The sequence below is a fragment of the Marinomonas sp. MED121 genome, assembly GCF_000153025.1.
Lineage (GTDB): Bacteria > Pseudomonadota > Gammaproteobacteria > Pseudomonadales > Marinomonadaceae > Marinomonas.
In genome coordinates, this window is record NZ_CH672433.1 from 430,247 (window position 1) to 452,190 (window position 21,944).

The window sequence follows — 21,944 nt, forward strand, 5'->3', positions numbered from 1 at the left end:
ATTTAAAATGCATGATTAGTCATGTGAGCATGCTTGCGTAATTGGGTTGGCGTACAGTTATTGACACTAGTCCAAGTAAGTTCAGAGACAGTTTCTTCGATAGCCTCCAACTGCTTACGCTGTACTCGCCATTCATAAAGACGAGTAATGACAACCTCAATACCTTTTGCCACACCTTTAATACTTCTTACCATTTCTCCATATTGGTTTTCTTCTGGCTCACTGTAATGAGTGACTAAGGTTTGTTTTCGCCCAGCAAAAACGCCCCCCATAAGCTTGATAAAAGAAGCATAATCAGCACGGTTTGCCGCATGATAAATCGCCGCAAATGCACTAGGTGCAGCCGCAAGGTTCAAACGCCTTAATTCCCGCCATACGGTGACAGAGACACCGCCAATAAATTGAAATTGTTTGATTCGGTTTAGCCTTGCCCAAGCCACGATACGCTTAGCTGCATCAGCACCCGCTCGCCCTGTCTCATGGTCTGTATCAAGGTGTTTACCATGGATGTTTTTAGCAATATATTTTGTAATGTAAGCTGTAGCCGTACCTTTTTCAGGCACAATTTTTACCGCTTTAAATCGATATTTTTCTGCTCCTGCCTCTTCACCATCTTCCGCTAAAGCATAACGTTTGAATGCGGCTAGAAAGGGCTCTGATTGCCATTTCTCTAAGTACACAATTAGGTGCCAATGAGGTGTGCCATCATGATGGGGTTCAACCGTTCTAAAGCCATAAAAAGCAATGCCATGACGGTGACACCAAGCTCGAAAGCATTGCCAAACATGATTTAAATAAGCATGCGCGACTTGCACAGAAGGACTCTTAGCCAATCGATACTTTTGATTGCGTCTTCCCTGACTAATAGGATGGTATTTTGAGGGACAAGTAAGGGTAATAAACCAGGCGTCATGATTTTGCTCTAGGGCGATTTCCTCTAAACCTCTGCTTCGAACCATTAATTCGGCAAAACGATTATCAGGATTAGCCACTCCTTTTTCAGCTAACTGAGCCAAAGTAAAGGCTTGGCCTTGATCATTGACGGCTTCCCAGCCTTCTAAAAAAGCGGCTTGATTAGCTTGTTTTTGCTCCTCTTTTCGTAAAGTCCAATGGGATACATAAGGTGAGGCATATTTGTGTACCTGACCACACTCTCTAAGCACTTGCTCGACCATGACCCATTGCCGCCTTACCTGCCTTACCCACCACTTAGCTGTAATCATGCGCGCAGCCAGTCCTGCGACCTTGTCATTATCTTGCCAATCATTAAAACGTCCACCCGCTTGTAGCAGATGAATATTTATAAAGGCTTTCACCGCTTGGGCGTTTGACTGTGTACCCAATTTTATCAGTGCCACTTCAAAATCATGGCTTTTTTTCCAAGCCCAAGCCGCTAACGTATCGCCACTCAATTCAGTAATTAATGAACCACAATACTCTAGGCGCTCAACCACACTTTTCAGCCATGTATAGGCCAACGTTTCATTTTCAATGCTAGCTAATCGATTCACCTCTTTTGCCACTTGAGGCCTTAACACAGAAAGTTTTGCCAGTAATTGATAACGCCCTATCACCTGTCTCAGCCATGTATTGGCGGCAAAATAACCCAGGCTTTGATCTTTTTCAGCCAACCTGAGATTAAGCAATTTTGCATCGTCTGGATGAAGACCTTTTAATAACGATTGACGCCATATCTGACATTCATTTGTTGCTATCGCACGGGGGTTAAGATCAGGTGTCAGCTTAGACATATTCGACCCCGACTAACTTTTCAACTTCTAAGCAGCTAGAGTGATAAGCGCTATGGCCATAAAACAAACCAGCAACCTGATCCAGTAAATCTAATTTATGCGACAAGGCAATAGTGACCTGACTATTCATCCAAGACCAAGTTAAGCGCCTTCCCACAACATCAGCCATCGAACCTTTATCTATTAACAAGAATCGATTTAATCGACATTCCACGGCCGCCTTAACCATTTCGCACAGCATTTGGATTTCAAAGACACACAAAGGAATATCTCTTTGTTTACCAATATCAAATTCGTAACCGCCTTTTCTTATGGAATCAGTTTTAAAACAGGGCTGTTTTCTGAGTTTTTCAAGACTTACTAAAGGGTCCCAAACAGTAAGAAAATGCAGCCCCACTAAATTGCCACGATCCACTTCATGGCAGGCATACATTTTCATCCAGTGACCTGCTATTTCTTTCAATAGATTTCTTTCACTTACTGTAAAAGAAAATAAGAGTGTTTTCGGATAAGCAACTTGAGCCGTCTGAGTTGTCATCTATCTTCCCCTAGCAGCCTGCAACTGCCATATCTAAAATGTAATTGATCAAGGTATATGAACTAAAGACAACCTATTAATTCATAATCCCAATTAAGTACATTTAAAAGATCATTTATGTACTTTAAGTACATAGTACATATGAACTGAAAGTTCTGCAAGAATAAATCATAATTGAACTCTTGGTTCATAAATTGAAGGTAATCGCTTTGTCTTTTTCAGATCGGCTTCTCATAGCACTGCAAAAAGCCGGCATACAGCGTCATGGCGCTGGCGCTTGGCTAGCAAAACAAACAGGCACAACTGTTAAAGCTGCAAATAAGTGGCTTAATGGTGAATCACAACCTCGTCGTGAAAAAGTACACACCATCTCAATTGCGACAGGCGTCAGAACTGAGTGGCTCGAATACGGCATGGGGGAAATGCAGACAACTCAAGAAGAAAACAAACAAGATAATCATCTTAACCTTGGACACATCGATGCTTGGGACAGTGATACCCCTTTAAACCCAAACGAAGTCGAAATACCTTTTTTCAGTGAAATTGAGTTGTCAGCAGGAAACGGATTTAACAACGTGCTAGATATTGCTACCCAGAAACTTAGATTTAATGTCTCAACCCTTAATAAAGCTGGTGTTTCAAGTGATACGGTTGCCTGCTGTAAAGTAAATGGCGACAGCATGGAGCCTATACTGCCAAATGGCTCAACGGTTGGACTAGATATTAGTCAAACTAAGATTCAAGATGGCAAGATGTATGCGATAGAACACGGTGGCATGCTAAGAGTAAAATATCTTTATCGCTTACCTTTTAATGGTTTAAGAATTCGTTCTGCTAATCCGGATCACCATGATGAAGAACTAAGTGGGGAAAGCGCTTTAGATGTTAGGGTAATTGGACGAGTATTCTGGTATTCAGTACTACTCTAAGCACTCCGTTTTACAAAAAGTGTCTCGTTAAAATAGCGAATATAAACTAATAGTACTTTTTCGCGGAAGAAAAGTGAGTTCATTTTAAAAAGTTACTCACTTTCAATAAAAAAGGGTCATGACGAATTAAGCCATGACCCCTAATAACAATTTGGGCTAATACGCTATAAAGTAAATATCATTCTACTTTATAGCCAACACCATAAATGGAATGAATAATTTCTTCACTTGGATCCGCTGCTGCAAGCTTCTTACGTAAATTCTTCACATGGCTATCGATTGTTCTATCACTAACAATACGATCATCCTTGTAACATTTTTGCATCAAACTCTCGCGAGAGAAAACGCGTTTAGGACGAGATACCATGATTTGCAGCAAGCGATACTCAACCGGTGTTAACTCCACATATTGACCATTGGCGTGACATTTAAAACATTCAAGATCCAATGTAATAGAGCGGTAAACCAATTCGCTTGATTTCTCCTCTTCATCATCAATACGGTTAACACGACGCAAAATAGCATTAACACGCGCAACCACTTCTCTTGGCAAGAAAGGTTTGCAAACATAATCATCTGCACCCACTTTCAAACCAACCAAGCGGTCCATTTCATCAATACGTGCTGTTAGCATCATGATAGGTACATTAGAGTGCTCTCTTAGCTCCTTACATATGTTGATACCGCTTTTACCTGGTAGCATCACATCAAGTATAACAAGATCTGGTTTGCTCTCTAAAATACGCTCAACCGCTTCATCACCACGATACAGAACCTTCACGTCGTAATTATCTTTAACCAGATAATCGACTAGGATCTGTGCAATTTTAATTTCATCTTCAACAATATAAATTAGCCCGGAGCTCATCTTTTATATCCATTCATAATAGGGAACGTAATTGTTATTTTTAGCCCTCCAAGTTTAGAAGGAGACGCTACAATGGTGCCACGATGGGCTTCCACAATATTTCGACTTATTGCTAATCCTAAACCGGAACCATCACGGCGTCGAGTTCTCGACTCATCTTGCCTGTGTAATGGGTTAAACAGACGCTCACAGTCATCTGGTTTTACACCCGGTGCACTATCTTCAAAAATAATAGTGACGGCTTCATCCTGCTCCAACATCTTAATTTCAATTAAGCCTGGACTATCAGTATAAGCTAAGGAATTAGAAAGCATATTCTTAAAAAGTTGAGCTAAACGGGCAGAGTCGCCACTAAAAACTTGAGCAAAAGAAGAGACATCAAATTTGATATCATTTGCCAAGGCCCTGTTTTTATAACTCGCACACGTTGTTGTCAGCACATTGCCTAGATCAATCTTTTTAAATTCGTAATTTAAACCGCCAATATCAGATACTGACAATTCATATAAATCGTCGGTTAACTTGCGCATAAAATTGATTTCCTGTTCTAAAGAACAAATCTGCGCATAATCAAATTCTCTAATTCCATCCTTTAGAGACTGAATCTCCCCCGTCAAGATAGTAAGAGGGGTTCTTAATTCATGGGAAATATCCGCTAACCAGCGCCTACGAGAATCTCGGTTTTCTTCTAAGGTTTTAGCAAGATAGTTAATATCTTCCATTAATAATCCGACTTCATCACGTCCGACTAAAAGCTTTTTAGGAGAATAATCACCACGTGTTAGAGATTTAATTGCTTTTAAGACATAGCGATGTCGATTTAAAAACAGAGTCGCAAGCATCCAAGAGAGCAAGCCGGCAGAAATTAAAGCAACTGAACCAATAACGATACTTCGCATTAATTGCTGCTTAGAAAATTCCGTTTCTAAAGGGCTTTGGAAAAAGCGTGGTGGAATACTATGCAGCTCACCAATTTGCTTACCTAGTGCAATAATTGGAATCGCAATACTTAGATTTTCCGTTTCATCCATCCAGTCCCCTGCAACAAAACGGTGATTTTCATCGTAAAGCGCTGTGGTTGGCGAAGTTTCTGGTCTGCCAGACCCTTGCGCTTGATTGGCCCCTTTAGGCTTAGGTGGCTTAGTTTGGCCGATATGATGGGACGAATCAGTTAAAGAAGGCTTATTCGTTAAATAGTCTTTATCCTCTATTTTGGCAGAGCCAAACTCACTAGAAAAAAGGCCTTCTTCATTATCTAACTTCGCTTTATCATCGTCTCTTGTTTCCTTAGCATTATCCTTCCTAGAAGGGGGAAGCGGTCTCCCATTTTCACGCTTAGGTAAAAGGTGCAAATTTGCTTCAAGGACTTCAGTGGGAATTTTATTCCAATCACCTCCCGCCTCAAAATAGAGTTCTGTTAACTTACCTGATACAACCTCAAGGCGAGTTTGTTCCAATGCGTTAGCATAGTCTAAAAAGCCTCTTTCGAAGCTCCATCTTGCTAATCCCAAAGTTGCAATTAATATCACAACAGTGAGCCCTAATAGGGTTAGCATTAATTTTTGAAATACTGTTAAAGCCATCCATACATTATATGTTTTCAAAAATTATGCCTCCAGCCGTTGCCCAATAAATTGATTAAAATTCACTACATCTCCACAATATATGTAAGTACTCACTTACAGTTAAAGTAAATACATAAAAACAGCTTAAACAATTGAATTAAGTTGCTTAAATAAAAACACTTCCAGTTTACGCTCAAATAAATATGAGCGAATAAGCACTTGCTGATGCTCGAAAAAAGCACGCTGATTAGACTCATTCAAGCTTAAAACTGTGCCCGACTTTAACAAGTCTAAAATCAGAAAATAGGCATACCAATCCACCTTAGTCATATACATTTCAGGTAAATAGGGCTCAGGTAAAATAAATGCAGGGGTATAAGATTTAAAACGTTTTGAACTGTAATTGTGATTAATCCAACCCGCACTTGCAAGATCAATAAGGTGTGACTCATTCTCCATAACAATAATATTGCTAGGTTTAATATCGTTATGAACTATCCCCTGCTCGTGCAGCTGATTAAGTTTATTACACAATGAAGACATAATAGATCGCATATCTAGCTGTCGATTACCTTTTAGAAAGTCAGACAGGCTCTCACCATCAAGATAATCCATCACTAGTAGATGAAAGTCAGAATTGGTTTGCGACAAATAACACTTTACCGACTGACTTTGAGCACTGCGTCTTAGCCATAAGGCTTCTTGTGATAAAAGGTATTTATCGCTTTCATCAAACGCAATTTTTAGCTTGTGCCAGTTCGCACTTTTTATTTCTTGGATTAAAAATACATTCTTTCCCAAGACTATTACTTGCTGGCCATAAGCAGTTTGATGCTTTAGCCAGTCAGTAATTTCAAACACTATAAGCTAACTGGGATACGAGTCCCTGCAAAAAAGTTTGCGACAAAAGGATTGATATCGCTATCGACTCTTAGGATAAAGCGCACCTGATTATCTTTGTCTTCATAAAGCAGGGAAACATCTTGCGTGCCAGTAATCGCTGAGCCATCTAATGAATCAGCTAATCTAAACCAATTCCAGAAGCCTTCAAAACGCTTACGATTAACAATACCATCTGCATTTTTCATCTGCAGATCAAGATTGAAAGATTGATTATCTAGCATAGGCCAAGTTAAGTTTTGCCATAAGGTTGGTCCATTTCGATAAGAAAATAACAAACCATCATCACGGATAGTAAATTCAGTTAAGGTCGGCGTCATTGACTGGGCTTTCACTGAGAACGGAATTTGTACTGCATTATCTTGGAAAAACAAATCTCTGACTTTCGTCACTTTATCAACAGAATCAGCATAACCTGAGTTTAAAATGAGATGTCTGCTTGATAGAAAGCTTGGCATCATCGTTCGGCCATCACTGCCTTTCTTAAAGTACTGGGCATAATTATTTACAAAATTAGCCATAGTGCCTTGTGGGCCATAAAACTCTTGAAAGTCCTTAAGGCTAACATCAGCAGTCGCTGCTTTCTTATAAGGGTATTTATTGACCAGTTTTGTTTTATAGAAGTTACTCACAACTGCCCAATCCGTGTTAATAAGCGAGCGTATATCAATTAACGCTAATTGATTAAATACGGTTGCAATACCTCTTAACATAGCGGGCAAAATTGGATCTGAGTAACTGTGGCTCAAGGTATCCATTTGCGCAATTGGGCTAATAGTATCTATCTTGGCAACTTGATCTAAGAAGAAGCGCTCTCTTGATTGGCTCTCATCAGACTGTAAAACCCAGTTCAAGGTGTTTGTCATTTGCGTTAAAGCAATATCCAAACGACTTTGACCCGCATCATCTAATTCGATCAGCTTTTGATAACTCACAAAAGGCAATTCAATTGCGTTAGCAATATTAGTGACCATTTCATTTGGCTTAGCATCATCTGCTGGTGCTTCTTCACCTTCTTTACTTGCCGCTTTAGGTGCCAATACAGTACTCACATTTGTATTGCTCGCAATCAGGCCATACAACCTAACTAAAGGTGAGAAGATAGGATCTGATGCCAATGCCAATTGCTGTTTAGAATCTGCCCAAGATTTGGTATCCACCCATTCAATATTTGAAACAAAGTTTTGCCAAAAATTAATATAATCATCAATATAACGTTGGCGAAGCTGACGATTAATACGGTTGAGTTCAGCTTCACCCACACGTCCCATCACCCCTTCATAACCCTTAATGGCATCATCAGCGAGTTGAAAACCTGTAGTTGCCATCAATTCTTGGAAACCATCTCGGGTAAAGATGAAAGGTACAACATATTGATTAAAACCAGACTTAAAGTTAAACACTTTTGTATAAGACTGACCTAACTTTTCTCGCAAATCGATACGTTGGGCTAGACTCTCTTCTTGCAAGATATGTTGATATAAGAGTTCACTCACATCTTCCGTAGAAAGAGATGTTTTAACCAAATCCACTAACTCTTGATTGTCCTGAAGCGGGACCGCTGAAGTTGCCAGTAAATCATGAGCAAGCTCTCTAAAACGAGAAAGAATGACGGTATCCCCTTCTCCTTCCTCTTTTAATGCGCTGACATAATAATCCACCAGCACTTCACTATTATCACGAATAGGGCTATAGAGAATCTGCTGTAAATTAAAGAGTTCAAGCGTCTTTACCTTGTCCCCTAACTTATTATAAACAAACAAGTCTTTCAGCAGATAATCCCTCATCCGCACTAATAAAACATCTTCTAGCTCTTTAAAATAAGCTTTATCTACCTCAACTTGAATACTAGAGTCAGGCAGCCAAGAGAATAAGAACCAAGGCTTTTCAACTCGGTATAAGAGGTAAATATCCCTAATTTCAGACAAGCTAAAAATAGGTGAAGATAAATCATCAGGCATAGGGCCATTAGATTCTAAATTCTCTTCATATCTATCCAGCTGAACGATGGCTTTTTGATCAATTTCCTGCTGAAAATCAAAGCTAGATTTAAGTATCCAAAGCACGCCACCAAAGATAACAAGAAGTCCACCCGTTACAAAAACACGAGTAATACGATAGGTAAACTCACGTCTTGATTGCACCCCTACAATCGCGGCTTCTTTCACTAAAATAGAACGCATTAAACGCTTACCAAACAAACTTAGGTTTTTCTTCACCAACTCTTGTTTAGCTAATTGCTCATAACCTAGATCAGAGGCTTGCATCATGGTAAGAGGGTCAATAGGTCTGGCCTCTCCACCCGCATTAGCAAAGAAGTACCCCCTAAAATATAGCGCCTTACCTTCAAACTGATGGTCAATAAACAAACTATTAAAATAATTTTCTAGGGTCGATTTTAAAATTGAAAATTGAAAGGTACCCGCAACAATCGCATCACGGTAGTCTGTATTCAGCTGGCTCTTTAGGGCATTACTTAAACAGTCAGATATGCTTTTTTGTAGGCTTTCAAAGGATTCATCAAACCACTTTTTATCAAATTCTAATTGGCTAACATTGGGTACCAAAGCACCAAAAGCTTGGTCTCTTTGTCTTTCATCTAAAGTAGAAAAAATCTCACAAAAGTCCCGTAGTTCTGCCATATGAGTAAAAATAGAATAAATAGGTAAATTTAACCCAAACGCTTGGTTAAAGTGCCTAATTAAGTTTCTATCTTTCTTACCTTTGTTTGAAACGCCACCACTATCACTGGCTAGCAAATCCCTGATGCTCACACCAAGAATGACTCCATTTACAGCCTGCCTAGGGCGTTTTTTTAACAAATGTTTTATTAATAAGTCTGTAGCTTGTTGAAGCTTTTCAGTAGGACTTGTTTGATGAACACAAACAAGTACGCTGGTTTCATTTAACCAAAAGCTAATAGGAGCATTTTCATTATTGTACTTTTCTTCTAACTCAATAGGCTCATAGCCCATTTGTTGAATTAACTCTCTATCATCATCATAGTTTTCATTTAAGTAAAGATACCAAGGAGTATGATAAGGGTTAGCAGAGGTTTTAGCTTGGATACGCCAAAGTGCATCAAAACTTTTTTTGAAATAAGCGCGATAAAAGTTTGCCTGAAATTTCAACTCTTCTTTTTTTGGGTCTTTGACTTTAAACAGACTTTTAACGACCAAATAACTAGACACAATCGTAGTGAAAAGAATCGTTATCACAGCCAGTGCACCTTGCCACCAAGGCGTCATCGCCAAAAGGCCAAATCCCCACGCAAATGATGCCTGTAACGTACCGAATAAAAATAATAGTCCAATAAAAGACCAAATAGCTTTTTTATTCTTTATCATTTCTACAACCTACCTTATGGCCTGATACTGACTTATTTAAGAGTGACAATGAAGGCATCAGGAATGCCATTTTTACGTACTTTGTCCAATGCACTAAATGCATCACTTCTATCATTAAAATTAATCACAACTCTAAATTTTGAACGCCATTCGACTATCTCAGCAGAGCTGCTGTATAAGGTTAATTCGTTGATAAAAGTTTGGGCAGCCGCCTTATTAGATAAGGTTCCAAGCTGTAAACGCCATGTCGTTTTTGCTTTTTCTTGACCAGCAGACTCAGGGGTTATAACGGGCACTGAAGATGAGGTATTAGGTTTGTTACTCGCTAACATTTCCTCACTAGTACTGGTATAAACATATTCAATATCTTGCCCATTATTTTCATTAAAATAGGCTTGTGTAAAATCACCTAACTGAATAAAATTTCGCGCTTTTTGTGGCAGAGTTGTTTGATACCAATAAGAAATACCGCCAAATACCAAAGCAATAGAGACAGCACATAAGACGCCTTGACGCCAAAATTTTGCTGGACGCTGAGGCTTTTTAGCACGATGAAAAAAGGCTTTATTCGTTTCATCAGAGGCTTTAAACAAGTCTAACTCTGGTTTTTCTCTATGTTCAAAAATACTTTTTTCTAAACGCTTTAGAAGTTCTTCTAATTTATCGCTACCATGTACTCGATATTGTCCACGAAAGCCTATTTTTAAAAAAATATAAATAAGCTCTAACAAATCAATCAACATAGCAGGTTGAGATAAAGCCCTTTCGGCAACAATATAAAATTGTTCACCACCATTTCTCATACCAAACAATTCACTGACTAAGGTTTGGTTTTCCCAACTAGACTCTTCACCCCATGCGCTGTGTAGAATTTGTTCATCAATCACAATGCAAAATAAAAAACAGGTCTTATCTGCGACAGAAGGCGGGTAATCTAAAGCTGCTATTTTATGCTTTAAATCAGAAATAATTCGCTTGATACCCTTTTTAAACAGAAACAAATCATCAGGTTTCTGCATACGTGCAACCGTCACAGCTAAAGCTAAAAGCTCAGAACTAGCACTTAAAATAGCATTATCAAAGTGTGCATAGTTTTGCAGTTCAACAGCATCCTGCGCTTGATTCTTAAGCGCATTTGAGCTTTCTAAAAAGACAGCATCTTTGAAGTTTGAATTACTAGCGGTTGCTGACGTAGATGCAACGGCAACCGTTGCTTCATCAAGATAATTATTCATAAAAATCAACCAAGAACATAAAGTTGCAAGTGTAAATCAGGAATACGACTATCAACATGAATCGCTAGCGCTTCACGTTTTTCCTTAATTTCTTGCCAATATATATGTCGCGTATCTATTTCGACATAACAAATATCAGCCCTGGGTTTTAACTCATTAGGCGCTACAGGCAGTACATTCAAACTAATACCTGACAAGCCATTACGAACTAATTCTGCAACTTGTCCTAAACCGCATAAGGTACAGGCGGTTGGAAATATCTGCGCTAATGCAGACGTGCCAATACTAGACTCCACCGCCAATACAAAGCGACGATTGTCCATTAGGTGAATGTCTTTGACCGAAGTTCTCAATAAGCGTCGACGTTCAAATAACTTAGTATCCCAAGCAAACTCAACCACATTATCACTTTGAACCATAGAGAGCTGATCACGTAAGCGAGTAAAGAGTTTACCTAGCACCAATTGCAGGTCATCTCGAATTAACGGATCTGGAGCATCAGCAACACTTGGTTTAAAACTAGCAAGCTCAGAAGAGAATCTAACTAAGCCCTCATAAAACTCATCAAGACTTAGCTCAGGGTTATTTGCCGTTAAATGCAACCAAGGTAACCAGCGATCAGTGTTTGCAACCACAAGTATTCACGCATCAAGCTTTGTTCGCTTTTACGGTTTTGGCCCGCTCCAATACGTTGAACAACAGAGTTAGCACGAGTTTGTGTCAACACTAGTAGCTCTTTAACCCTTTCTTTCAATAAAGAGGATGCACCATATTGAATACAAGCAGGTATATAGCTTTGATCAAGAACTAGCTGACCACTCTCTCTGCTTTCTAAAATCTTTGCCACCGGAATGAGAGTCATACCTGCCGTTTCATCACCTTCTAACAGCAGTCTAACATTTGGCTCAGCGACCGTTGTTTCAACTGAATTTTGTCCCGAATCACTGGCATCAAATAAGTTAACGCTTTCTTTTAAGTAACGCTTATTTTCTTCTCTTTGGCCGTATTCGTTTTCACCTTCTATCGTCATTGGCAACGCAAGGTAAACGCACTTCTCTAATGCACCTTGCTTAACATCTAATAACAACTCTCTAGTACTCTCAAAATAAGTACCATCAGGAAAAAGTCCGCGACATTGAGTAACAGCAATTTTACCAATTTGTAATCTATGCTGATCAATTTCGAGTGTCGCTAAACCATATTTATGACCACCTTGTGTTAAAGATACATATTGCTCTAGGTGGTGATGGTTATAACGCTCTTGTTGCTGGAAGTGTTGAGGGGCAATAAACATCCCTTCACTCCAAACTACCTTGCGATGACGTCTCAAATTAGACTCCTCAAAATACTTTCCACCATGCTTCATCAACAGGTTGTGAAATTGCAATTTTTTTACCACTGACACGAATATAAACAGGGTATTTTTCTGGGGTTTCGACTAAGGCAACATAGGCTTTTACTTCTGCATTAGCATAATCTGCAAACTCACCTAACACAGCGATAAAGCGAGATTTTTGTTGTACATCTAAAGTAAGCTGCTGCACTTTGCCTGGTAACATTGGTGCTAGCGAAGTGACATCAATAAGGGTTTCAGCGAGAGACTCTCTATCCTTTGAAAACAAATCAAGAAATTCAGTATTTTCAAAAACACCCGATTCACTTAACTGATAAATTCGAATAACTATGGGTCGCGCCTGTTGATCTCCGTAGGCATTAATATCATCCAATGTCTCTATATTGAACTCAATCTGATTCGGCGCGACAAATGCATTTGCATTAGCACTCGAAGCACTATTGCTACTACAACCACTGATTAATATAGATAATGCGATACCGATTAGGACGATAGGAAATTTCAAAAGTGTCACTTATTGCCTCTTAATTCTTCTAAAAATAATGCAGAAAAGGCACGGTGAAATTCACGTCTTTCTTGCTTTCGGATAAAGTTTTTCCGGTATAAATTCCAATATTTTTTATCTCGATTACCCCAGCCCGTTAGGTAGTCATTAAAAACATCTTCTAAGTGATCAGGTTCGAGCTCTTCTAAAAAGCGATCAACGGTTTTATCCAAACATTCCATCAAACGTTCATGTGCAACAGCACTAGAAAGGCTCAACTTTTGTTGCTCAACCATTTGGCTTAAAGCCATGATGCTGTCATTCAACACTTGATGTTCGTTTAGAAGATTTGAATTTTGATTAGATTCTAAGCTGACGCCAGTTTCTTCAATCATTACGATATGTTCATCTTCATCGACTAGTTTTTCTGGCTTTTCTTCATTAAGTTCGAACTCAGAATCTGAAGCAGTATCTTCAAATGGATCAAAGCCAAACTCATCATCGGCTAAGACATTCTTCTTGGAAAACAGATTTGCCTCCTCTGAAGGGTCGTTTTCAGTTTGCTCAAAGTAATCACCCACACCATGGGCTGACGACGTTTGCTTACTCTCTTTGCCTATATCCAGGCTATCAACAGAAAAGCTTTGCTCATCCACCTCAGAATACACATTATCCAAAATAGGAGGCTCTTCTTCCTCGGAAAATAAAGACTCCATATCGCTAATTAATAGGGTATAGGCTCCCATTACAATAGTATCGCCATCAGCTAAGAAGTGGCGAGATCCTTTGCCCAATAGTTGGCTATTGACATAAACCCCATTCACACTGCGATCGATAATCTGATACGCACCCTTAGGGTGTTTTACTATCTCAGCATGCACCCGGGATAAAGTACGATTAAAATCAGGGAGCTGAATCGTACAGTCGAAAGATCGCCCGATGGTCCCACCATTATCAGGAAGAGACATTTGTCGGCTATTAACTTGCTCATTTTCGGGCAGCTCTACGAGCTGTAAACTTATTGACATAAATTTGCTCTTTTACATGTCTGCTATCAAAGACACTGTTTTAAGGCTTTATTAAAGTTACCTAAAAAAACAGGGTTTTTACGTAAAAAATCTTTAGAGAAATGCACCATCAAATCTTGTGTGCCATAAGCAACACGTCGAAAGTAATCTAATGGAATATCTTTTTGCTGCATAGAATGTTCAAACACTAAACGATACTCTAAAGCAACATCAATATCTCCTTGCCACAACATTTGTAACAAAGAATCAGAGTCACGGGGCTTTTTAATAACGTTGTAGCCCTGCTCTTTCAAATTAAGCCATTTATTTGTATTAAACTTGGCACTAAAACGTGCCTTATACTTCGCACTTTCATCATCGAGATCTAGTGTCACATTGGGTGAAACAAACCAAGATAACTCTTCTGATATAACAGGATCTGACGCATCCGCGTAAAGCTCTCTTGATGGGCTTCGTGATCCAGAAAAATAACCATGCATCTTGTTAGCTTCAACTAACAACTGAGCTTTATCCCAACGCATCATTCTTATTTCGTAAGGTTGCCCCATACGACGCAATGTACATTGTACTCGCTCAACCGCAACGCCCCCTATCTCACCTTTTTCTACGGTTTGATAAGGAGGCCAATCTTGTGTTGCCAAATACAAACGGTCCAGCGCAAGCGCCGAACCAGTTGTAAGAGTCATGACAAAACTGAGAAACAACTTGGTAATAGAATACCTTGTTTTAACAATCTGCACAGTTACCTCTTTACTTAGTCTATGGTTAGCGCAAGTTCACCGCTACCCTCTGTAACACTCACTTTAACATCGCTAATTTCTAAGCCTTCACTTAGACGCTGAATACATTCTTCAGCAAGCCTTGGCATCAGTGAGCGATTAATGATTTGCTCAATCGCACGACCACCTGTCGTTGGATCAATATTACGCGAAACAACAAAATCAATAAAACTCTGATCCCATTCAAATGTCGCTTTATATTGCTCATCCAGTTTATTTTGGATACGTCTAAGGCTAATTTCGGCAATCTTAGTCAACTCTTCCGTATTCAAAGGATAATAAGGCACAATTGTCGCCCTACCTAAGAAAGCAGGTTTAAAGAATCCCTGTAAATCTGGACGTATTTGTTCAACCAAATCTGTCGTCGATGGGCGTTCTTCTTGCTCATCACAAATATCACAGATTGCTTGGTCAGCCGCATTTGAGGTCATGATGATAATGGTATTTTTAAAGTCGACATTGCGACCTTCACTATCCTTTATATGCCCCTTATCAAATATTTGATAGAAAAGATCATGCACACCAGGATGCGCTTTTTCCATTTCATCCAACAAAAGCACAGAATAAGGGTTGCGTCGAATAGCTTCTGTTAATACACCACCTTCACCAAAACCAACATAACCTGCTGGTGAGCCTAACAGCATAGAGATTTTATGCTCTTCTTTAAACTCAGTCATGTTAATAACAGTAAGGTTATCACCACCGCCAAATACTTGATCCGCAAGGGCCATCGCAGTTTCTGTTTTACCAACACCACTTGGTCCACACATCAAGAACACACCCACAGGCTTACGATTATCGGTTAACCCAGCACGTGAAATTCGAATGCTTTTAGCTAACTCACCAATCGCAGCATCTTGACCAATGACTCTGTCATGCAGTGCGTTCTCTAAGTTCAACAACTTGGCAACTTCATCTTTAACCATGCTGCCTGCTGGTATGCCAGTCCAACTCGAGATAACTTCTGCAATGACACCAGAATCTACCATAGAGAAAACTAATGGCTCTTCACCTTGCACCTCCTCTAGCTGATTTAGCAGCTCTTGCAATGCCTCTTGCTCTTTCTCATCAATCTCATCATCTTTAAATTGAGTTTGAATCGTGTCACTTAGGCCTGTAATTTGATTGACCAAATCCAGCTCTTTATTCCATTTATCATTAAGACTAGCTAGCTCAGCCTCCATCTCAACGACCTGATCAGACAAGGCTTGTCTATCTTCAGCTGCTTCAGTAAAGACAGCATCTTCAACATTCAAGGCAGACAACTCGCTATTAAAATAACGAATTTTTTGCTCTAAACTTTCAATTTTTTCAGGTTTAGCACCCTGCGTTAATGCAATTCGTGCACACGCGGTATCCAATAAACTAATTGCTTTATCAGGAAGTTGACGAGCAGGAAGGTAACGAATAGATAGATTAACAGCAGCATCTAGCGCATCTTCTTTTATAAAGACACCATGGTGAGATTTTAACGACTTAGCCACACCACGTAACATTTGCAAAGCATCAACTGCATTAGGCTCTTCTACTTTTACAACCTGGAATCGACGAGTCAAAGCAGGGTCTTTTTCAAAGTATTTTTTATACTCAGCCCAAGTTGTCGCTGCAAGTGATCTAAATTCACCACGAGCAAGAGCAGGTTTTAGCAAGTTTGCCGCATCATTTTGTCCAGCTGCACCGCCAGCGCCAATCAAAGTATGCGCTTCATCAATGAAAACAATAATAGGCGTTTCTGAGTTTTTAACTTCGTTTATAACGTCTTTAAGGCGGTTTTCAAATTCACCTTTAATACTCGCACCCGCCTGAAGCAAGCCTAGATCCAGTGTATGAAGCTCAACACCTTGAATCACAGGAGGAACTTCACCGCTCACTATTCTTAATGCCAAACCTTCAACAACAGCTGTTTTACCGACACCAGGCTCACCAACTAAGATAGGGTTGTTTTGACGCTTACGACAAAGAATATCGATAGCAAGACGGACTTCTGCATTACGGCCTGAAATAGGATCAATTTTCCCATCACGCGCCTGTTGAGTTAAGTTGATAGTATATTTATCAAGTGCACCACCTTCACCACCGCCTTGCGCTGCAGCACCTGCTTCACCCGCTGCAGTCGTACTTAAACCAGTAACATGCTGAAGTCGACTAATTTTGGTTTGCAGACTTTCAACGGAAACAGTTTGTAAGCTTGGCAAGTTGACCTTTTTCATCCCAAAAGCGTCGGCTTGTACCAAGACTAATAAAATATGGAGAGCATTAACTTGACCATGACCAAAGTTAACAGATGCCTGCATCCAAGCGGCTTCGATAAGCTCACTCAATCCAGCACTGACTGTTGGTTGGCCTTCAGCACCTTTTGGAATGCGATCAAGGCGCGAGGTTAACTCACTTAACAAAGCACTTGAATCAACATTTTGAACTTTTAAGAAGGTTTCAAAAGCTTGATCTCTTACGGCAAGCACTTGTACTAACCAATGCTCAACCTCGATGGCTGCAACTTTTTGTTTCATTGCTACACCAGCAGCTTGCTCCAAAGCACTTCTTAATTCTGGCTCTAGCTTACCAACTAAATTTCCTAGTTTGACGTGGGACATAATTTATCTCTCTGGTTGTAGAAGGATTTTTCGATATTCTTCTGGTGCATACTTAGGTAATAAACAATTCGCCTCACCCAGCCGAATACCACCATTTATGGCAGATAGTTTAGGTTCATTTATATAAGCTCGCTTTACGTATAAATAGACCTTTACATCTGTTAGTTCTCGTAAATAAACAGACACCAGCTCCCTAAGGCTTCGAGCAAAATGCCAGTTAGCATGTAATCCAAGAAACTCTTGGTGGCTTCTAGGCCTCACTAATATTTCTAAAGATTGAAAATGTTGAGCGCCTTGCTTGCCTAGCAAGAAACCACGACCAAGTCGTTGATTTTGTCCATCAAACTGCCCTAATTTAGTTAGGCAATTTGCAGGAATTCTATAAATATTTTCTTCCGTTACTTTGGCTTGAATATCTAAATCAAAGTAAGCACTCAGTAACTGTTTCAGTGTTTTTAAGTTACGCGCTTTCAAGCCAATCAATACACTGAAGCGCAATAAACTTGTTGTCGATTTATCAGTCAGACTTTGTGGCAAAGCAGACAATTGAGCCAAAGCATCTTTTTGCTTAAGACCGGTAACATTTGCTGGCTGAACGATTTCCTGCTCTTCTTTTAACAGCAGACTATTAGTCATTGCATTGGCAAAAAGCTGGTAATATCTATGATTAAACACATCTAAAAATACTTGTAATGAGTACTCTTCTTGATGCAATGCATTCAACAACTCTTGATAAAGGTAGTCTGGTATAAAACCTCGACAACCTGATAACGCCGCTAACCCTAAGGTTACCTGACAAGTAGAAACACCTAATTCAATTGCAATAACATCTTCACTATCCCCTTCAGGCATAGGTTCGGGGATAAAACGCAATTGTTTTTCTTTCGCTATTTGACGCAAAAGACGTATGACCTGAATAAAGTCATAGCGTCTTGGTTGGGCTAGCATTGCCGTGGCTACAGACACAGCTGACTCCCATGCACCTTGTCAAACTCAATGCTTGATTGACTATTACCAAAGCGTTTAATTTTTAACTGAATAAAACGGTCAAAGCTACAAAACTGCTGATAAAACTGATTAAGAACATTAGCAAACACCGCGACCTGATTAGGAATTAATTCATCATCAAGCGTAATAGTCACTTCTGTACCAGAAGCAAAAATCGTCTGTTTCATGACTGTCATAGGTGAAACAAGGTGCTGATATTCAACATTTTTAATTGAATCCGCTTGCGGACAAAGTGTTTGAGGACAGCAAAGCCTTAATGCATGCTGCAAGGCTTTAATTGGGTCATCTGCTTGCAAGAGTGAAGAAAAGTTTGAATTTAATAGCGCAATAAATCGCCAGTTCATTCTGTTATCTAAGTCTGGATAATGGGGGGCGGTTGGTGCAGTCAAGGTTTTAAGCACACCAGGCAAATCGATTGCAGCTAAAGACTCCGCTTGTGTTCCTGCGGGAATTAAACATGGCATTCTGCCATTACATACCTTAAGCATCATAGATAACACGATAGAGTCGCTTGGCTGGCTATAAGGGTAGCTAATAGATAAATCTATATGTCGTTTGCCTTGCTCATCCCAGTACTGTTTAGCCTGCCATTGGGGTGATTTATCATCATGCCAATAACCCGATTCATAAACAGGGCTTAAATTAATTTCCCCCGTTGGCAGCACTTCACTCACGGTTTCAACCGTAACTATTTCTAAATTATTACCAGCATTTACATCAGCAACAACTGGCAGAGCCAGTTTAGAAAAATCGTAATTAAGAGGCTCTCCGCGAGTTTCAAATAAATTAATGCTAGGGACAGCATTTAATGCAAAAACACTCTTATCAAATAGCCTTAAAAATTCTGCAGGTAACTGTTTCACAAAAAAGTTAACAGTTACCTTATCGGTGGCAAAATCAGATAATTCACGCCCGAGACTTTTAAGTCTAAAAAATGATGATTTATCAGGATAGGTAAAATAATCTCTTAGTAAATCATAACCTTTAAAGTGACTTGAATACTTAGGCAACCATTGAAAATCTTCATCGGCAATGCGTGATTCTAGACGCTCTGTTTCAATCACTTTTTGTTGATCGCCACTAGAAATACTGATTACTTCCGTTTGCAGTAGTAACAATTCAATCACGCTAGCGGCGTTATTTTCAAAACCACGCACATAGAAATCAAAGTGATTCATCGTAATTTGGCTAAATAAGCACTCTAAAGATGAAAGTTCTATTTGGATGACAGAATCAGAATGCTTTAATTGAGCGGGAGTAATAAAATTAAAGGGGGCGGCCTGAGCTTTAACCTTTGTAATGTCCAGAGGCAAAATTTGTAAGTCACTCACGGAAGTAAACTCACATTCATCACCCGCCTTAACAGGTAATAATAAGGTGCTCCCTTTCGGTAATGACACGATATCAGTCAATTTTTCAAGATCTGCTTCTAATTCTAAAACTGTATAGCTAGGTGAAATCTGCAAGTAGCCTGGATAAAGAAGCGAGAAGATACCTTGCACAACTTCAGGAAACTGCTCATCAATACGTTTTTCAGTTTTAGCGGTAAGCAATGCCATAGCATCAATTAGACGGCTAATATTTGGATCTTCATTAGCACTTTGATTAAGCCTCAAACTTGACGCTTGATCAGGAAATTGACTAACAAACTCGTCAAGGGATTTACGTACGTAAGCAAGCTCACGCTCATAATAACGCATTAATTGATCAGACAACTTCTTGACCCTCTAAGCTAACAGTTTGATTAGCAAGACAAATATTAGAATCAAATACAAGCGAATGGTTGCCTGTCTCCGTACTTACTCGCGCCATTAATGAAAAACTAATAATATTTTTGTGGGTCTCAGCTTCTTCTATTTCTACATGAACATCAGTCAATCTTGGTTCAAAATCTCGAATCCACCCTTCCATAGAGCGTGAGAATTGATCATTGTCCATTTGGCTACTAATGCTGTAAATACTGTCTAAGCCAAATCTAACTGTCGATTTTTCAACCTGCTTTAGATTTTTTGGTAGGCTTAACATAGGTGCTTCTGAATTAAGTAAAACACCTAATTGATAGCGAATTGCTTCCAAAGTTTCATCATGATAAGGAACCCCCTCTTCTTGCAAAAATGTTTTCCAAAAAATCATGACAAACCTCCTCTAGCCGTTAAGTCCTCTGGGCCAATATCAGTCGATAACAAAACTTCTCCACAAACGTGGTCAAATTGATATTGAGGCTGAACAAGTACATCACATACATAACGCCCCTGCTGACCATTTAGCTCTCGAACAGTAACGCTCCCTTTACTTAAAGGAAATTTTGCTAACGTTTTTTCATCTGCATTAAATAAATTACTCGAATACCTATCGAGCCAATTATTAAGATAGACCTCACACTCTTGTGCGGTTTGAAAGTTACCAATCATGCCTCGAATTTGAACTTTCAAATAATGAGAAATACGACAAACCATTAAGGTTGTTTGTAACTGCCCCATCACTTTATCGGTTTCGTTACCCCCAGAATCCCAAATAGAGTTATTTCCTCTCAAATAATATTTGTCAGTCATCAAACTATGACAGATTGGCACGAAACCTTGATCCGCATAAAAAGCCCCCATACCAGTAATAAAATTCACTTGGGTTATGGGTGTTTTTGTACTGTATGATCCAATCCCCGCTGGCGGCACATTAACAAGAGCGCCATAGTATTGGTCTTGCCAACGGGACTTCATAAAACCAAACCAACTAATACGGTGAAACTCTCTCATTGCAACAGTGGCAAAAAGATAAGCTGCACTCCCCCAGAGCCCATTATCCTTATGGTATGTTTCATTAAAAACAAAATTGGAATAGTAGTTTTGATAGCTATCTCGAAGCTTAACTTTAGGCATAGCTAAACCTAAAAAACGAGACGCTGGCAGCTTTCTCAATCGTTGCCAAGCCTGAAACTCAGGCCCATTTAAGATTTTTTCAACTCTATCAGTATCAGATAACCAATCTGCATCCCCGCCTCCAAAAAAGTTATTAGAAGGAGAGAGTACAAAAGGGCAAAGACAAGCCTCACCTAAGCTGGCTAATAACTCTAGGGTGTAAACATCATCATAATCTTGGTCAAAATCAATGGAAACGAAATGGTCCACGACTATCATGCCAAATGGCTGACCACCTGATGTGTTTAACTCTTTATTTCCTAGCAAGTTATAAAGGTGACTACGTTTTAAAGAAACTGATGAATTTACATCATGGGATAATTCATCCCACGAAATATCAATTAGTCTTACTTTTACTTTTTGTTTGTTAATAGGTAATCGGACACTTGAGTCAACACTGCGCCATGAAGACTCTAATCGCTTAAAGTCTTCATGGTGCAAAATCACAGAAAGTTGCTCAGAAAGTTTTTTATCAATCTCAGTAATCAGATACTGAATTGAAGCCCTTAATACACGAGGGTTAGATAAAATATGCTCATCAAATTGAACAAGTAAAGCCAAAGCTTTCCTTAAAAAATCATCGTCCTTAGTATCAAGTCGATTCAACCCTTCCTGAAAACCGTTCTGCAACATTATCGACTACCACTTA

Annotated in this window: 18 protein-coding genes; 1 reads left to right on the top strand and 17 read right to left on the bottom strand. The window is 39.4% G+C overall.

The genetic code is table 11. The features are described from left to right. Positions 1–2 precede the first annotated feature (2 nt). On the bottom strand, positions 3–1,751 hold the full coding sequence (locus MED121_RS23925; RefSeq protein ID WP_009835694.1) for a replication endonuclease: 1,749 nt from the start codon (positions 1,749–1,751) through the stop codon (positions 3–5). Continuing rightward, positions 1,744–2,289 (bottom strand): hypothetical protein, encoded by a 546-nt coding sequence (locus MED121_RS20490; protein ID WP_009835695.1) that lies wholly within the window; start codon positions 2,287–2,289, stop codon positions 1,744–1,746. Before MED121_RS20490 ends, MED121_RS23925 begins: the two co-directional genes overlap by 8 nt. 209 nt (positions 2,290–2,498) lie before the next feature. Between MED121_RS20490 and MED121_RS20495 the strand changes: the two genes are divergently transcribed. Further along, positions 2,499–3,218: a helix-turn-helix transcriptional regulator gene (locus MED121_RS20495; RefSeq protein WP_050764629.1), complete on the top strand. Its 720-nt coding sequence runs from the start codon at positions 2,499–2,501 to the stop codon at positions 3,216–3,218. Positions 3,219–3,396: 178 nt separating this feature from the next. On the opposite strand, the gene MED121_RS20500 is transcribed toward MED121_RS20495, so the two are convergent. The 15 genes from MED121_RS20500 to MED121_RS20565 all read right to left on the bottom strand — a co-directional run bounded on the left by MED121_RS20500 (position 3,397) and on the right by MED121_RS20565 (position 21,928). After that, on the bottom strand, positions 3,397–4,086 hold the full coding sequence (locus tag MED121_RS20500) for a response regulator (protein ID WP_009835697.1): 690 nt from the start codon (positions 4,084–4,086) through the stop codon (positions 3,397–3,399). Further along, positions 4,083–5,690 (bottom strand): ATP-binding protein, encoded by a 1,608-nt coding sequence (locus tag MED121_RS20505; protein WP_131471010.1) that lies wholly within the window; start codon positions 5,688–5,690, stop codon positions 4,083–4,085. The genes MED121_RS20500 and MED121_RS20505 overlap by 4 nt, the downstream gene beginning before the upstream one ends. A 105-nt stretch (positions 5,691–5,795) precedes the next feature. Continuing rightward, complete coding sequence (locus tag MED121_RS20510; RefSeq protein WP_009835699.1) at positions 5,796–6,512, bottom strand: protein kinase; 717 nt, start codon at positions 6,510–6,512, stop codon at positions 5,796–5,798. Then, positions 6,512–9,898: a type VI secretion system membrane subunit TssM gene (gene tssM, locus MED121_RS20515; RefSeq protein ID WP_009835700.1), complete on the bottom strand. Its 3,387-nt coding sequence runs from the start codon at positions 9,896–9,898 to the stop codon at positions 6,512–6,514. Before tssM ends, MED121_RS20510 begins: the two co-directional genes overlap by 1 nt. A gap of 32 nt (positions 9,899–9,930) precedes the next feature. Continuing rightward, entirely contained in the window at positions 9,931–11,133 is a 1,203-nt protein-coding gene (icmH, locus tag MED121_RS20520; RefSeq protein ID WP_009835701.1) for a type IVB secretion system protein IcmH/DotU, read from the bottom strand. 5 nt (positions 11,134–11,138) lie between these two features. Then, the gene (gene tssK, locus MED121_RS24800; protein ID WP_347372388.1) at positions 11,139–11,768 is read right to left on the bottom strand and encodes a type VI secretion system baseplate subunit TssK; all 630 of its coding nucleotides are present in this window, start codon (positions 11,766–11,768) and stop codon (positions 11,139–11,141) included. Continuing rightward, complete coding sequence (tssK, locus tag MED121_RS24805) at positions 11,726–12,463, bottom strand: type VI secretion system baseplate subunit TssK (RefSeq protein WP_347372389.1); 738 nt, start codon at positions 12,461–12,463, stop codon at positions 11,726–11,728. Before tssK (MED121_RS24805) ends, tssK (MED121_RS24800) begins: the two co-directional genes overlap by 43 nt. 10 nt (positions 12,464–12,473) lie before the next feature. Next, on the bottom strand, positions 12,474–13,001 hold the full coding sequence (gene tssJ, locus MED121_RS20530; protein WP_009835704.1) for a type VI secretion system lipoprotein TssJ: 528 nt from the start codon (positions 12,999–13,001) through the stop codon (positions 12,474–12,476). Further along, on the bottom strand, positions 12,998–13,999 hold the full coding sequence (locus MED121_RS20535) for an FHA domain-containing protein (protein WP_009835705.1): 1,002 nt from the start codon (positions 13,997–13,999) through the stop codon (positions 12,998–13,000). The genes tssJ and MED121_RS20535 overlap by 4 nt, the downstream gene beginning before the upstream one ends. 26 nt (positions 14,000–14,025) lie before the next feature. Next, the gene (locus MED121_RS20540; protein ID WP_242603229.1) at positions 14,026–14,739 is read right to left on the bottom strand and encodes a transporter substrate-binding domain-containing protein; all 714 of its coding nucleotides are present in this window, start codon (positions 14,737–14,739) and stop codon (positions 14,026–14,028) included. Between the two features lie 14 nt (positions 14,740–14,753). Continuing rightward, a complete protein-coding gene (gene tssH, locus MED121_RS20545) occupies positions 14,754–17,372 on the bottom strand; it encodes a type VI secretion system ATPase TssH (RefSeq protein WP_009835707.1) in 2,619 nt (872 codons plus the stop codon). A 3-nt stretch (positions 17,373–17,375) separates the two neighbouring features. Next, positions 17,376–18,338, bottom strand: coding sequence for a type VI secretion system baseplate subunit TssG (locus MED121_RS20550; protein ID WP_009835708.1), 963 nt, complete (start codon positions 18,336–18,338; stop codon positions 17,376–17,378). Next, entirely contained in the window at positions 18,329–20,095 is a 1,767-nt protein-coding gene (gene tssF / locus MED121_RS20555) for a type VI secretion system baseplate subunit TssF (RefSeq protein WP_009835709.1), read from the bottom strand. The genes MED121_RS20550 and tssF overlap by 10 nt, the downstream gene beginning before the upstream one ends. Further along, a complete protein-coding gene (tssE, locus tag MED121_RS20560) occupies positions 20,088–20,513 on the bottom strand; it encodes a type VI secretion system baseplate subunit TssE (protein ID WP_009835710.1) in 426 nt (141 codons plus the stop codon). The genes tssF and tssE overlap by 8 nt, the downstream gene beginning before the upstream one ends. Then, on the bottom strand, positions 20,510–21,928 hold the full coding sequence (locus MED121_RS20565) for a type VI secretion system contractile sheath large subunit (RefSeq protein WP_009835711.1): 1,419 nt from the start codon (positions 21,926–21,928) through the stop codon (positions 20,510–20,512). Before MED121_RS20565 ends, tssE begins: the two co-directional genes overlap by 4 nt. Positions 21,929–21,944: the final 16 nt, after the last annotated feature.

What these genes read in the sequence shown, in the direction of transcription:
- MED121_RS23925 (WP_009835694.1), bottom strand. Translation starts at nt 1,751, where the DNA reads ATGTCTAAGCTGACACCTGATCTTAACCCCCGTGCGATAGCAACAAAT.
- MED121_RS20490 (WP_009835695.1), bottom strand. Translation starts at nt 2,289, where the DNA reads ATGACAACTCAGACGGCTCAAGTTGCTTATCCGAAAACACTCTTATTT.
- MED121_RS20500 (WP_009835697.1), bottom strand. Translation starts at nt 4,086, where the DNA reads ATGAGCTCCGGGCTAATTTATATTGTTGAAGATGAAATTAAAATTGCA.
- tssM (WP_009835700.1), bottom strand. Translation starts at nt 9,898, where the DNA reads ATGATAAAGAATAAAAAAGCTATTTGGTCTTTTATTGGACTATTATTT.
- icmH (WP_009835701.1), bottom strand. Translation starts at nt 11,133, where the DNA reads ATGAATAATTATCTTGATGAAGCAACGGTTGCCGTTGCATCTACGTCA.
- MED121_RS20535 (WP_009835705.1), bottom strand. Translation starts at nt 13,999, where the DNA reads ATGTCAATAAGTTTACAGCTCGTAGAGCTGCCCGAAAATGAGCAAGTT.
- tssH (WP_009835707.1), bottom strand. Translation starts at nt 17,372, where the DNA reads ATGTCCCACGTCAAACTAGGAAATTTAGTTGGTAAGCTAGAGCCAGAA.
- tssE (WP_009835710.1), bottom strand. Translation starts at nt 20,513, where the DNA reads ATGATTTTTTGGAAAACATTTTTGCAAGAAGAGGGGGTTCCTTATCAT.
- MED121_RS20565 (WP_009835711.1), bottom strand. Translation starts at nt 21,928, where the DNA reads ATGTTGCAGAACGGTTTTCAGGAAGGGTTGAATCGACTTGATACTAAG.